This is a genomic window from Gilliamella sp. W8145 (genome assembly GCF_016101145.1).
In the GTDB taxonomy this organism is placed as follows: domain Bacteria; phylum Pseudomonadota; class Gammaproteobacteria; order Enterobacterales; family Orbaceae; genus Gilliamella; species Gilliamella apis_A.
In genome coordinates, this window is the sequence record NZ_JACFRC010000001.1 from 1,649,059 (window position 1) to 1,663,886 (window position 14,828).

The 14,828-nt window shown below is 34.8% G+C and carries 13 protein-coding genes; 6 read left to right on the top strand and 7 right to left on the bottom strand.

The window, feature by feature from the left end; all coding sequences use genetic code 11:
* Positions 1-27: 27 nt before the first annotated feature.
* Genes ubiD through aspS form a run of 4 tightly spaced genes read right to left on the bottom strand, consistent with a single transcriptional unit; the run spans position 28 to position 4,196 of the window.
* A complete protein-coding gene (gene ubiD, locus H3T80_RS07360) occupies positions 28-1,491 on the bottom strand; it encodes a 4-hydroxy-3-polyprenylbenzoate decarboxylase (RefSeq protein ID WP_110447072.1) in 1,464 nt (487 codons plus the stop codon).
* A 56-nt stretch (positions 1,492-1,547) separates the two neighbouring features.
* Positions 1,548-1,964, bottom strand: a complete 417-nt coding sequence (locus H3T80_RS07365; RefSeq protein WP_086359542.1) for a hypothetical protein — start codon at positions 1,962-1,964, stop codon at positions 1,548-1,550.
* Positions 1,961-2,428: a dihydroneopterin triphosphate diphosphatase gene (nudB, locus tag H3T80_RS07370; RefSeq protein WP_110447071.1), complete on the bottom strand. Its 468-nt coding sequence runs from the start codon at positions 2,426-2,428 to the stop codon at positions 1,961-1,963. Before nudB ends, H3T80_RS07365 begins: the two co-directional genes overlap by 4 nt.
* Positions 2,429-2,438: 10 nt before the next feature.
* Complete coding sequence (gene aspS / locus H3T80_RS07375; protein WP_110447070.1) at positions 2,439-4,196, bottom strand: aspartate--tRNA ligase; 1,758 nt, start codon at positions 4,194-4,196, stop codon at positions 2,439-2,441.
* 285 nt (positions 4,197-4,481) lie between these two features.
* Here aspS and H3T80_RS07380 point away from each other — a divergent pair, with 285 nt between their 5' ends.
* From H3T80_RS07380 to dusC, 6 genes are all read left to right on the top strand, one after another.
* On the top strand, positions 4,482-5,027 hold the full coding sequence (locus tag H3T80_RS07380) for a cysteine hydrolase family protein (RefSeq protein WP_110447069.1): 546 nt from the start codon (positions 4,482-4,484) through the stop codon (positions 5,025-5,027).
* Between the two features lie 45 nt (positions 5,028-5,072).
* Positions 5,073-5,849: a DUF3100 domain-containing protein gene (locus tag H3T80_RS07385; protein ID WP_086354316.1), complete on the top strand. Its 777-nt coding sequence runs from the start codon at positions 5,073-5,075 to the stop codon at positions 5,847-5,849.
* 10 nt (positions 5,850-5,859) lie between these two features.
* Positions 5,860-6,309, top strand: coding sequence for a hypothetical protein (locus H3T80_RS07390; protein ID WP_198201026.1), 450 nt, complete (start codon positions 5,860-5,862; stop codon positions 6,307-6,309).
* A 21-nt stretch (positions 6,310-6,330) separates the two neighbouring features.
* Positions 6,331-7,650: an amidohydrolase gene (locus tag H3T80_RS07395; RefSeq protein ID WP_110447068.1), complete on the top strand. Its 1,320-nt coding sequence runs from the start codon at positions 6,331-6,333 to the stop codon at positions 7,648-7,650.
* A 79-nt stretch (positions 7,651-7,729) separates the two neighbouring features.
* Complete coding sequence (locus H3T80_RS07400; RefSeq protein ID WP_110447067.1) at positions 7,730-8,509, top strand: molybdopterin-synthase adenylyltransferase MoeB; 780 nt, start codon at positions 7,730-7,732, stop codon at positions 8,507-8,509.
* Complete coding sequence (gene dusC, locus H3T80_RS07405; RefSeq protein WP_198201028.1) at positions 8,500-9,450, top strand: tRNA dihydrouridine(16) synthase DusC; 951 nt, start codon at positions 8,500-8,502, stop codon at positions 9,448-9,450. The genes H3T80_RS07400 and dusC overlap by 10 nt, the downstream gene beginning before the upstream one ends.
* Positions 9,451-10,497: 1,047 nt before the next feature.
* Here dusC and murJ read toward each other — a convergent pair.
* The 3 genes from murJ to icd form a co-directional block, all read right to left on the bottom strand.
* A complete protein-coding gene (gene murJ, locus H3T80_RS07410; protein WP_198201030.1) occupies positions 10,498-12,036 on the bottom strand; it encodes a murein biosynthesis integral membrane protein MurJ in 1,539 nt (512 codons plus the stop codon).
* Between the two features lie 138 nt (positions 12,037-12,174).
* On the bottom strand, positions 12,175-13,530 hold the full coding sequence (locus H3T80_RS07415; RefSeq protein ID WP_198201032.1) for a citrate synthase: 1,356 nt from the start codon (positions 13,528-13,530) through the stop codon (positions 12,175-12,177).
* Between the two features lie 19 nt (positions 13,531-13,549).
* Positions 13,550-14,812 carry an NADP-dependent isocitrate dehydrogenase gene (icd, locus tag H3T80_RS07420; protein ID WP_198201034.1) on the bottom strand — a complete coding sequence of 421 codons (1,263 nt, stop codon included), beginning with the start codon at positions 14,810-14,812 and terminating at the stop codon, positions 13,550-13,552.
* Between the last annotated feature and the right edge of the window lie 16 nt (positions 14,813-14,828).

Sequence of the window (14,828 nt, forward strand, 5' to 3'; positions counted from 1 at the left end):
ACTTTCCCCATTAATTAGTTAAATATATTACAAACCAAGTTCGTGCCAAATTTCATCAACATGGGCTACCACCTTTTCATCTTTCGTAATAATGCTACCCCATTCTCGATTTGTTTCGCCCTGCCACTTATTTGTAGCATCCAATCCCATTTTAGATCCCAAACCAGACACTGGTGAAGCGAAGTCTAGATAATCAATTGGAGTATTATCAACAAAAGTAGTATCTCGGTGTGGATCCATTCTTGTTGAGATCGCCCACATAACATCTTTCCAATCCCTTGCGTTAATATCATCATCACAAATAATAATAAATTTTGTATACATAAATTGTCTTAAATAAGACCAAACGCCCATCATGACTCTTTTGGCATGTCCTGGGTATTGTTTTTTAATTGTGACAATAGCAATACGGTAAGAACATCCCTCTGGTGGAAGATAAAAATCAACAATTTCAGGAAATTGCTTTTGCAATATCGGAATAAACACTTCATTTAATGCTAATCCCATTACAGCTGGTTCATCTGGAGGCCTACCGGTATAAGTGGAATGATAAATTGCATCTTTGCGTCGAGTTAAATGAGTCACCGTAAACACGGCAAATTTTTCAACTTCATTATAATAACCAGTATGATCACCGTAAGGGCCTTCAGCAGCTAGTTCGTTGGGATTGATATAACCTTCGAGAATAATTTCAGCTGTCGCTGGCACTTCTAATTCATTTGATAATGACTTCACAACTTCAGTTCGACTATTTCGTAACAATCCTGCAAAAGCGTATTCTGATAATGTATCTGGTACCGGCGTAACGGCACTTAATATAGTTGCCGGATCTGCGCCTATTGCGATACTAACTGGAAAATTTTCATTTGGATGAGATTTTTGCCATTCAGCAAAATCAAGCGCGCCACCTCGATGCGATAACCAACGCATGATTAATTTATTTTTACCTAATAATTGTAAGCGATAAACGCCAATATTTTGACGCTCTTTATGAGGCCCTTTGGTTACTGTTAACCCCCAAGTTACAAGTGGAGCAACATCTCCTGGCCAGCAATGCATAATAGGTAATTGAGTTAAATCGACCTCATCATCTTTAAAAATTAATTCCTGACAAGGTGCTGAAGACCGATGCTTTACCGGCATATTGAGAACTTGTTTATATTTAGGCAAAACATTAAAAAACTGTCGAATACCTTTCGGTGGTTCAGGCTCTCGTAAAAAAGCGAGTAATTCGCCAATTTCTCGCAATTCCGTGGTATCTTCACGTCCCATCGCCATAGCGACTCGTTTAGCCGTACCGAAAAGATTACACAATACTGGAATTTTATAACCAATTGGATTTTCGAATAATAATGCCGGGCCTTGTGAACGTAATACACGATCAGCGATTTCTGTCATTTCAAGATAAGGATTAACGGGATAACTAATTCGTTTCAGTTCGCCTTGCTGCTCAAGGTAATCTAAAAAATTTCGAAAATTAGATAATGCCATTATTACTCCTTTCAACTCTAAATTACATTAATCAAATACAAGCTGATAAATATTAACTAATCTGCATCGAAGTTTTCACTATATATAGGAACTTCTTTGATCTGATTACACTCAACAATTTTAGGTAATAAAATTTGAAACTGTTGCTGATCAACTTCAGTAAATTTATTTTGATCTACTTGATAAAATAGATAATCCTCAGCTTTATTATCTGTTTGAATCGAAGCTAACCAGTAATTACGATCATCACTATTTTCATTGGCAAAAATTTTAATAATGCTATTTTCTCGTTTCTCAGGTTGATTATGTAATTTATAATCGATAATTTTTTCGGCAATTTGAGAATCATACTCATCAAAAATAATGTAGTCACCTTGATTTGCTTTACATTTTTTTATATTTATCTCAGCATAACTGTTTGACATTAGAAAGAATAAACTAAACAACAAAAAGATATATTGGTTAAATTTCATTTTTGGTCTCTTAAATTAATTTTCTCAATTGAACCAATTTTACCAATAGCCTCACAATTATTTGGTGATACAGTAAGATTGGCTGCACTATTTATAGTTAACCATTGATAAGATAAATGTTCTGTAAGCACTGGCGTTATCTCATCACAAAGAGGTAAATAAAACCAATGCTCTTTATTTATCTTTATTTCTGGTGCATACCGATATCTGAACTGAGGGAAAATTTCAAATTCAACCACATGTTTTGCATCAATTAATTTAAGATTTTTTCCATTAATATCTATACCGGTCTCTTCAAAAACTTCACGAATTGCCGCCTCCCTTGGCAATTCATTTTCTTCCAAACTACCTGTAACTGATTGCCAAAAATTAGGATCATCTTTACGTTGCAACATAAGAACACGCTGAGTGCTTTTACAATAAATAACAACTAAAACTGACTCAGGGTTCTTATACTTTTGCATATAAATACCGTTACTTTTGGCTCACTTCGATACCAAGTTCCTTTAACGCTGCTGGATTAGCTGGACTAGGTGCATCAGTTAACAAACATGTTGCTGCAGTTGTTTTTGGAAAAGCAATAACATCACGGATATTATCTGTTCCAGTTAATAGCATAGTTAATCTATCTAAGCCAAAGGCTAAACCTGCATGCGGTGGCGTACCATATTTTAGCGCATCAAGTAAGAAGCCAAATTTTTCACGTTGATCATCTTCATTAATACCTAAAATTGAGAATACGGCTTGTTGCATTTCACTTCGATGAATACGCACAGAACCACCACCGACTTCATAACCATTAATAACCATATCGTATGCATTAGCTACCGCATTTTCAGGGTTACTGATTAATTGCTCTGGAGTGAAATCCTTCGGTGATGTGAATGGATGATGCATAGCACTTAAGCCTTCGTCTGTTTCTTCAAACATAGGGAAATCAACAACCCAAAGTACTGCCCATTTATTTTCATCAGTTATACTTAAATCTTTACCGACTTTCAAACGTAAAGCCCCTAATGCATCACTAACAATTTTATAGCTATCTGCACCAAATAGTAAAATATCACCATCTTCAGCATCAGCACGATTCAATAAAGCTTCCATTTGAGTTTCATTAAAGAATTTAGCTACAGGGCTTTGTACACCAGCTAAACCTTTGTTACGTTCATTAACTTTGATCCACGCCATACCTTTCGCGCCGTATACCGAGATAAATTGCGTATAATCATCTAATTGTTTGCGCGTTAATTGTGCACCATTTGGTACGCAAAGCAGTGCAACGCGACCTTTTGGATCATTCGCTGGCGTTGAAAATACTTTAAAATCGATATCTTTTACTAAATCAGCCACATCAATAATTTCCAGTGGGTTACGTAAATCTGGTTTATCACTACCAAATCGTCGCATTGCTTCAGCAAAAGTTAATATTGGAAAACTACCTAAATCGACATTTTTCACATGTAACCAAAGTTCACGAATCATTTTCTCCATTATTTCACGTACTTGTTCAGCACTCATAAAAGAAGTTTCAACATCAATTTGGGTAAATTCTGGTTGACGATCAGCGCGAAGATCTTCATCACGAAAACATTTAACTATTTGATAATAGCGATCAAAGCCTGACATCATTAGTAGCTGTTTAAATAACTGCGGCGATTGTGGCAATGCATAAAACTCACCATTATGAACACGACTTGGTACAAGATAATCTCGAGCCCCTTCAGGTGTAGCTTTGGTTAACATTGGTGTTTCGATATCTAAAAAGCCATGTTCATTCATGAAAGAACGAACAAATGCGGTAATTTGGGCTCGAGTTTTGAAAATGGTAGACATTTCCGGGCGACGCAAATCAATATAACGATATTTTAAACGCTGCTCTTCACTGTTATTTTGATTAAAATCAAGAGGTAAGATATCACTACGATTAAAAATAATCAGCTCTGTGGCCAAAATTTCAACTTCACCCGTTGCCATATCTTTATTAACTTGACCGTCAGGTCTTGCTCTTACTTTCCCTTTAATTTGAATACAAAATTCATTACGTAATTCACCAGCTAATTCGTGTGCTTGTGGGTAATCAGGATCAAAAAAAACTTGCACAATTCCTTCACGATCACGCATATCAATAAAAATCATTCCACCTAAATCTCGGCGTTTATTGACCCATCCACATAGTGTGACTTCTTGATTAATATAACTTGCGTTTAATTGTCCGCAATAAATTGTTCTCATTAAATATATCCTGTGTACAATTGTCAAAAATGATAATTATTATAGAGCAATTTATCGGGGGATAAAGACCATCTATAAAAATAATCCTTATTTAATTTATTTATACTCAGTTTATGATAATAATTTTAATTTATATAATCATTTATAAATTTATTTAAATTCAATAAGATAATTAATCAAATTACATCTTTTATAAATAAATTTGAAAAATGATTAATTTAATAACTTGTCATATCTGATATTTATTAATAAGCTTTAGGACTATTTAAATATTGTTTATTGGATATGAAAGCTTTAATTTCAATTGATTATACCAATGATTTCATTGCTGATGATGGAGCATTAACGACTGGCGCTGTGGGTCAACAAATTGAATCAGAAATGATAAATATAACTCAATCATTTATTAAAAATAATGAGTTTATCGTTTTTGCTATTGATGCTCATAATCCCTTAGATAAATACCATCCGGAAAATTTGCTATTTCCCCCTCACAATCTTGTTGGGACTCTTGGCCAACAATTATTTGGTAAATTACAGCAACTTTACCAACAACATCAATATTCAGACAATATCTACTGGATCAATAAACGTCACTACTCAGCATTTTGTGGTACGGATCTTGACCTCCGTTTACGCGAAAGACATATCACTGAAATCCATCTGATTGGCGTTTGTACTGATATTTGTATTTTACATACGGCTGTAGATGCCTATAACTTAGGTTATAAATTAGTTATTCATCAAAATGCTGTTGCAAGCTTTGATCCCATTGGCCATCAATGGGCTTTAAAGCATTTTCAAAATACCTTAGGAGCAACCGTAGTATAAGAAGTGCAGTGTAAAAATAGATAAAAAAATGAAGAAGGAGCAAGAATGGAAGTTTTACGAGACTATAAATTGCATTTAATTGCCTTTTTAGTAGTAATTATTTGTGAGCTTATCGGTAGACAAACTATATGGATTATTGCAGTTTATCCAATGCTATATGCAATGATTTTTGGTGGCATCATTAGCTTCCCAAAACTAAAAATATTAACCAACAAAAATATGCAAAATGCAAGTCTTGTGATGATGGTTACATTAATTCTACTTGTGGCAAAACTTGGTGTAGCTGTAGGCCCGAAAATTGATATGATTTTAGAAGATGCCAAGCTAGCCCTAATTTTTCAAGAATTAGGTCATTTTGCCGGAACCATTTTACTGGGCCTACCATTAGCAATGATATTAGGTATGAAACGAGAAGCTGTTGGGGCTACTTATTCGGTAGCTCGCGAACCTAATATCGCCATAGTTGCTGATAAATATGGTTTAGATTCACCCGAAGGTCGAGGTGTCATGGCTATGTATGTCTGCGGTACGCTTTATGGTGCGATTTGGATGAGTATTCTTGCCAGCTTAATAGCACAATTGAACATTCTACACCCATATGCGCTAGCAATGGGAGCTGGCGTAGGTAGTGGAAGTATGATGGCAGCCTCTCTTGCACCAATAAGTGATTTATACCCTGACTTATCAGAAAACATTAATGCTTATGCTACCACAGCGAATTTAATGTCGGGAATGGTGGGCATGTATATTTACACACTATTTTCTTTGCCTTTCGCTTCTTTTATGTATAACACTTTAGACCGTTTCCGACGCAAGAAATAAGGATGTCATAATGAAGATTTTTGAGACGATTTTTGTATTTATTCTAGTCGCCATTATTATGGCAGCTGGTAACACCGTGGGATATAAAATTGATTTGATTTCATCGCTTGAAGCAGTAGCGATGCTAGTTATTATCTCTGTTGTAGGACTGTTAATCAGTAAGTTACCCGGATTTAATAAATTACCGGTAATTTTATGGGTATCTGTGGTTGCAGCTATCATGTCAGCACCAATATTCCCATACCATCAAGAAATTGTTGCAATTACTGATCAAGTGTCATTACTTGCTGTTTGTACTCCTATACTTGCTTATGCAGGATTGGCTATCGGTAAAGATCTTGCACTATTTAAAAATATATCTTGGCGCATTATTCCCGTATCTTTAGCTGTTTTTTCTGGTACATTTATTTTTGCTGCTATAATTGCTCAAGTCACACTACACTGGGAAGGCGTTATCTAAATTTAGATAAGGATTTTATTTATGACAAAAGAAGAACTAAAGAAAAAAGTTTGCGATGCAATTGCAAATCGAAAAGCAGATATCAAGTCAATTGCCGAAGCAATTTGGTCAGAACCAGAGCTTGGTTACAAAGAACATAAAACCGCTAAAAAAGTAGAAGATGCTTTTGAAAAATTAGGTGTTCCTTTTAAAAATAAATTAGCCTTAACCGGGGTAAAAGGTCGTCTTAAAGGCGGTAAAGGTAGCAAATATAGTATAGCGGTTATTGGTGAGCTAGATGCTATCATCTGTGCCGACCACCCAGCTGCTGATGAAACATCAGGTGCAGCTCACTGCTGTGGACATAATGCCCAAATAGCCAACATGATGGCGGTTACCATGGGATTAATTGACTCAGGTGCAATGGAATTTTTAGCTGGTGATGTAGTACCATTTGCCGTTCCTGCAGAAGAATATGTTGAAATTACTTATCGAAATCGATTAATAGAAGAAGGTAAGATTAAATATATTGGTGGTAAACCAGAATTAATTTCACGTGGTGATTTTGATGATGTTGATATGGCATTACAAATACATTTAACCAGTGTACCTGCTGAACGCCAAGATGGTTTTATTGAGATCTCAACTACAAGCAATGGCTTTATTGGTAAACTAATTAAATATAAAGGTGAAGCATCCCATGCTGCCGCAGCTCCTCATGCTGGTGTAAATGCATTAAATGCAGCTATGATGGGAATGATGGGTGTACATGCTATCCGTGAAACATTTCAAGAAAAAGATTATATTCGTTTTCATCCAATTATTACCCAAGGTGGTGATTTAGTGAATGTTGTACCAAGCGATGTAAGAATGGAAAGTTATGTGCGAGCAGGTAATGTACCAGCCATGATTGATGCTAATGAAAGAATTAATCAAGCACTAAAGGCAGGAGCAATGGCTGTTGGTGCTACTTGTGAAATTAAAGATCTTCCAGGTTATCTGCCGTTAAATAATAATCCAACACTCAATGATTTTCTAAAACAAAATGCTGAAAATTTAATTGGTGAAGAAAATGTTTCAATTGCACCTCATATGACAGGAAGTACCGACACAGGTGATCTATCGCATATTATGCCAGTAAGTCACCCTTGGATTGGTTCGGTTAGAGGCGTATTACATGGTAAAGATTACACCGTATTTGATGAAGATATGGCTTATATCCGCCCTGCACAAATGATGGCCTGTACCATTATTGATTTACTTTATGATGATGCTGAATCAGCTCAAACACTAATGGCAAACTACAAGCCACTTATGACAAAAGAAGAATATTTAACATTCCTATCTGGTTTTGATAAATAAAGTTAAAAACTTGGCACAATCATGTGCCAAGTTTTTGTTATACTATACAAATCATTATCAACAATAACTATCATTTCATATGTTAACGCTTTCTGATCAAGAATTGCTACGCTACGATCGACAAATCACTTTGCATGGATTCGATATCGACAAGCAGCAAATTTTAAAAAATAGTACAGCATTAATTATAGGATTAGGCGGGTTAGGTTGTGCTGCTGCCGTCTATTTAGCAGCATCAGGCATCGGTAAACTAACATTGATTGATTTTGACACAATATCAGCGTCGAATTTAAATAGGCAAATTTTATATACTCAACAATCAATAAATCAGTATAAGGTTGAAGTCGCAAAACAAGCATTATGTAATATTAATGCCGATATGATTATTGAAACAATTAATCAGAAACTGAGTGATAATGAGCTAATTTCCCTAATCAAACAACATGATATCGTTATTGATTGCACCGATAATTTAACTAGCCGTGAACAAATTAATCGCTGTTGTTTTATCGAAAAGAAACCATTAATTTCTGGTGCAGCAATCCGCATGGAAGGTTTACTCACTGTATTCAATTATCAAGAGAATCAACCATGCTATCAATGCTTAAGTCAATTATTTGGGCAAAACCAGCTGACGTGTATTGAAGCGGGCGTAATGGCTCCATTAGTTGGTATGTTCGGTTCAATGCAAGCTCTAGAGGCAATCAAAGTACTTACAAATTATGGAAAACCTTTAATTGGTCGAGTTCTAATGATTGATAGTATGACAATGGAATTTAACCAAGTCATATTTACTAAACAAACTAATTGTATTGTGTGTGGAAACCAACATGCTAAACAGGATTTAAAATGCAAATAAATCGCATCATTTTAGCACCAATGGAAGGGGTTCTTGATTATCATGTGCGGCAAATATTAACCGAAATCAATCAATTTGATTATTGTGTAACTGAATTTGTAAGAGTAACCCAGCATAAATTATCAAACCGAACTTTTTATCGACTATGTCCAGAACTTTATAATGAAGGAAAAACCTTATCAGGAACGCCAGTCCGAGTTCAACTATTAGGACAATCTCCTGAATGGATGGCAGAAAATGCCATTAGAGCGCTTGAACTAGGTTCTTATGGCATAGATATCAATTTTGGTTGTCCCGCTAAAACCGTTGTTGGCAGCCACGGTGGTGCTTATTTATTACAATATCCCGAACAAATATTGAAGATTGTAACGCAGGTTAGGACAGCAATTGGCTCTATCCCAACTTTATCGGTTAAAATTCGATTAGGTTGGGATGATAAATCTCACTGTTACGAAATAGCTGAAGCAATTGAACAAGCTGGTGCTAATGAAATTGTTATTCATGGACGAACAAAAATTGATGGATATAAAGCCGAGAAAATTGATTGGCCAACCATTGGTAAAATTAAGCAAAAATTAACCATTCCTGTTATTGCTAATGGTGAAATATTTTCTGCTGAAGATGCTAAAAATTGCATAACACAAAGTCATACAAATGACATTATGCTAGGTCGAGGAATACTTAATATTCCTAATTTAGCCAATACAATTCGTTTTAATCATTCACCATTAAATTGGCATCAAGTAATGCAATTACTACTTCGTTATGCAATGACATCCATCGAAGATGCTAAACCCCTTTACCATTCGGCTAGAATAAAGCAGTGGTTAGCTTATTTAAGGCAATATTACCCACAAGCATCAATATTATTACCTGAAATCAGGCAACTAAAATCACAAAATGATATCTGCGAATTCCTGAACAACCACTTAGCTAATTAGAGGTAATCTAATCGATTTTATTGTCTCTAATTCGTGTCTTATTAAAATGATATTGAGTAGTGATATTAAGAATTATACAAATTAATGAACTAAGTAATAACAACAAAAACAATTTATGAATACTATTAAAAATAGCACTAAATGAATCAACATAATATTTTGATGGATTATTATCAATAAGGCTAAAGACAATAAAAATCACCGATAAAATAAAAATACTTGATATTGATATGCTTTTAACAAGTTTTCCATATCGAATTTTATCAGAGAAAATCTTAAAATTCCGCTTACTTATGATAAGACCTAGCAATACAGCAAACAAATAAATAGTAGCTAAATAATTATGTAATGTACCAGAAAATAAAGCTGTAAAAGCGTTACTTTCCAAAATATAACCTTTCAATAATATAAAACAGCTAAAAGTAGAAAAAACAATATAATGAATTTGTGAGAGATTCTTTTCAGTTAAACGAAACTTGTTTTGACTTTTAACAAAATAACCTTTTGAGAATTCAATTAAATAATATAACAGCAAAGCTTCAAGTAAATATCGGATAATAGCAAAAGTTATGCTAAGAAATATTTGCCCGAACGGCGATAGAGTTTGCAAGTGAATGTTAGTATTTATCGAAATAAAATAAGCTATAACTGAATAAATCGACATTAAAATGATTAATGAAATGACATTAATTCTATTAACTATATTAATATGAGCTGAATACAGAAATAACGTTAAAATACCAAACGTCCATAGAATTTCAACCAAACAAACATCTAAAAGAATTCGCAAAAAGAATGATGAATTCAAAAAAAGATGCCAGAATAGACCTTGTGGCAATAAAATATCTGTTTGTAAAAATAAAACCAATATAGTCAATAATATGCTTATTAAAAAATAGACTAAACTGCCTATTAGCGACAATTGGAAGAAGGACCCGTTTTCCATTTCTATTTAATTTCCTAATTATCAATGTTTTTATTTATTGATAATAACTCGTCATTCAACTCTTTTTGAATAACTGGTTTTAATTAGCAGGTAAAAATAATTTATTCAATTCGTTTAATAAAATGCTTTATTTTAAACCCCATTAAAGCCAGTGATCCGAAATAGATGCCAATACCAACTATAACCAACAACAATAGACGACCAATTCTGGTTAACATTGAGCCAGTAGACCAATCAGGTAATAACTGAGCACCAAACCATAAAGTCAAAGACATCAATACAACAGCAATAATTACCTTGATTAAAAATCGATACCAGCCAGGTTGAGGTTGATAAAGATTCTTTTTACGTAATTGCCAAAATAATAAACCGGCATTAAAACAAGCAGCAAGGCCAATTGATAATGAAAGTCCTGCATGTTGTAATGGCCCAATAAATACCAAATTCATTAACTGAGTTAGTATCAAAGTGACAATGGCTATTTTAACGGGTGTTTTAATATCTTGTCTGGAATAAAACGCAGGCGCTAATACTTTAATTAAAATCAGCCCAAGTAAACCAATTGAATATGCAATTAAAGCACGTTGAGTCATTAACGTATCATTCAAAGTAAATTGTCCATACTCGAAGAGTGTTGAAACTAGTGGCTTAGAAATTACACCTAATGCCACAGTACTCGGTAAGGCTAATAAAAAACAGAGACGAAGGCCCCAATCTAATAATTCAGAATATTGCTGTTGATCACCTTTAGCAAAACTTTTCGCTAAAGATGGCAATAAAATAGTACCTAGTGCCACACCGAGCACACCGGCAGGAAACTCCATAAGTCGGTCAGCATAATACATCCAAGAAACAGAACCCGAAATTAAGAATGATGCAAAAATTGTATTAATGATTAACGATATTTGACCAACCGAAACACCTAAAATAGCAGGGCCCATCTGTTTTAACACTCGCCAAACACCACTATCTTTGAAGCTAATCCGAGGTAAAACTAACATACCAATCTTTTTTAAATATGGTAGCTGATAAAGCAGTTGTAAAACACCACCAATAACTACCGAAACAGCAAGTGCAAGTACCGGAGGATTAAAATAAGGTGTTAAAAATAATGTACAAACTATCATACTTAAATTAAGTAAAGTTGGCACAAAAGCAGGAACAGAAAAACGATTCCAAGTATTAAGTATAGCTCCAACTAATGATGCAAGTGAAATAAAAAAGATATAGGGAAATGTTATTCTCAACATCACAGTAGCAAGCTCAAACTTTTCAGTTGAATCTTGCATAAATCCAGGTGCAGTTAACATTATTATAAAAGGTGCAGTTATAACACCAATTAAGGTAACAATAGCTAATACTAGCGTTAATAGCCCAGCAACATAAGCCACAAAAGTACGTGATGCTTCAATCCCTTGTTGATTTTTATATTCAGCTAAAATCGGTACAAACGCCTGTGAAAAGGCACCTTCGGCAAAAATACGGCGAAGCAAATTTGGTAATTTGAAGGCAACAAAAAAGGCATCAGTTGCCATCCCCGCACCAAAAAAACGGGCAATAATCGCATCACGAACAAAGCCTAAAACTCGTGAAACCATTGTCATTGAGCTGACTGTAGCTAAAGATTTTAAAAGATTCATATATAATTTATGTACAAAGTACATAGCTAAAAACGATTAATTAGGTATAGTCTACAAACTATTGTTCTAAATCACCACGATTTTTTAATAAGCAATATTTTTGGGCGCTACCGTCAGAGAATACTGACGGTAAATAAACTAACGATCTTTTAGAGGAGTAAATGACATAAGTTGGCCAATGTTTTTATAGGCTGGACGTATAATTCGACGATCATCAAAATTGAGTTCTTCAATGCGATGAGCACACCAACCAACAATTCGCGACATAGCAAATAAAGGGGTATAAACTTCTTTAGGTAAACCAATCATGTCGTAAACAAACCCTGAGTAAAAATCAACATTGGCACAAACTTGTTTTTTGGTTCTGGCATTTTTACGATTCACCACCGCATGAATAGCTCGTTCTTCTAATAAATTTAAGAAGTTATACTCTTTTTCACGGCCTTTTTCTTGAGCGAGTTTATATGCCATCTCTTTTAGTAACATTGCCCGTGGATCTGATACCGTATAAACAGCATGACCAATACCATAAATTAGCCCTTTTTGATCAAAGACCTCTTTATTTAAAATACGTTGTAAATAAGCATCAATTTCATTTACATCAGTCCAATTTTTAATCTCATCAGCAAGATGTTTAAGCATTTTTCCGACTTGTAAATTTGCTCCACCATGTAATGGCCCTTTTAATGATCCAATCCCAGCGGCAATTGATGAGTAAGTATCAGTACCTGTTGAACTTGTTACCCGAACGGTAAACGTCGAGTTATTACCACCACCATGCTCAGCATGAATAATCATCGCTAAATCAAGTACTCTTACATCTAACTCGGTATATCCGCCTGACCCTTTCATCATATAAAGAAAATTTTCCGCAATTGAAAAATCCTCATGAGGATGGCGAATATGTAAGGATTTACCTTTAGCGCTATGGCTTAACATATTATAAGCATACGCAATAATAGCTGGAAATTTAGCAATCAGATCTATGGATTGACACATTAAATTATCACGAGAAGTATCATCTGGCAGTGAATCATAAGTATACATTTCTAGAACAGTTCTAGCCAAAATGTTCATTACATCGTGCCCTTCAAGCTCCATAATTGCAATCTTGGTTTGCTTTTCTAATGCCATTGATTCACAAAGTAAACGTGAGAAATCACGTAATTCTTCTTTATCGGGCAAAGAACCAGATAAGAGTAAATAAATAGTCTCTTCGAAACCTGTACGTTGTTCTTTCTGTGCATTATGTACTAATTCTTCAATATCGATACCACGATACAATAATTTACCCGCGATGGGTTTCAATGAACCATCATCTAAGCGTTCATAACCTAGTACATCGCCAATTTTAGTTAATCCTACTAAAACCCCAGTATGATCGGCATTACGTAATCCGCGTTTTACATTAAATTGTTCAAATAGTTGTGATTCAATTTTGCTCGTGTTTTTAATCGTTTCCGATAATTTATAAACCAAAAACTTTTCTTTCATTAATCACCTCCCTTTTGAACTATAATTTATCAATTACTGCTTGAGTAAATTGGGTTGTTGATAATGATTGCCCATTGTGCATAAAGCGCGCTAAATCTGCAGTTGCTTTGCCTAATTGAAATAAGCTTTCCATGGCATTAGTAATTCGTTGTCCAGCTTCATGCCATCCTAAATATTCAAACATCATCACGCCAGATAATAAGAGTGATGACGGATTAGCTTGATTTTGACCAGCTATATCAGGGGCAGTTCCGTGAGTTGCCTCAAAGATAGCATGTCCGGTTAAATAGTTAATATTAGCGCCCGGCGCAATACCTATTCCTCCAACCATTGCAGCCAGCTGATCGGAAACATAATCACCATTAAGGTTTAATGTTGCAACAACCGAATAATCTTCTGGTTTTAATAAGGTATTTTGTAAGAATGCATCACAAATAACATCTTTTATAATTAATCTACCGGCTGATTTAGCGGTTTGTAATGCTTGATCAGCTGCAGCATTACCCTCGGTTTTTTGAATTTTGCCATATTGATTCATCGTGAACACAGCGTCAGAAAATTCTCTTTCCGCAAGTTCATAGCCCCATTGCTTAAATCCACCTTCAGTAAACTTCATAATATTACCTTTATGAACTAGAGTAACCGACGGTAATTTATGTTGTAGTGCATAGTTAATAGCAGATCGAATTAAACGTTCCGATCCTTCAATTGAAACAGGTTTAACACCAAAAGCCGAGGTATTAGGAAAGCGTACTTTGCTCACGTGCATTTGTTCAGATAAAAAATGATAAAACTTTTCAGCTTCAGCTGTACCTTGTTGCCATTCAATCCCGGCATAAATATCCTCGGTATTTTCACGGAAAATCGTCATACTGACCTTTTCAGGATGCTTTAATGGTGATTCTACTCCTTTAAACCAGCGCACAGGACGTAAACAGACATAAAGATCTAATTCTTGACGTAACGCAACATTAAGTGAACGGATCCCACCACCAACAGGTGTCATTAATGGCCCTTTAATACCAACAAGATAATGTTTAAAAGCATTCATGGTATCTTCTGGAAGCCATGTACCATTTAGGTTGTATGACTTTTCGCCAGCAAGTACTTCTTTCCATTGAATACTACGCTTACCTTGATAAGCTTTTTCAATAGCTTTATCAAAAATTGTTTGAGCAGCCTGCCAAATCTCTTTGCCAACACCATCACCTTCAATAAAAGGAATAGTGGGATGATTTGGGACGACTAATTGTCCATTTTCAATTGAAACTTGCTGATTCATATTGTCTCTTCCTCTT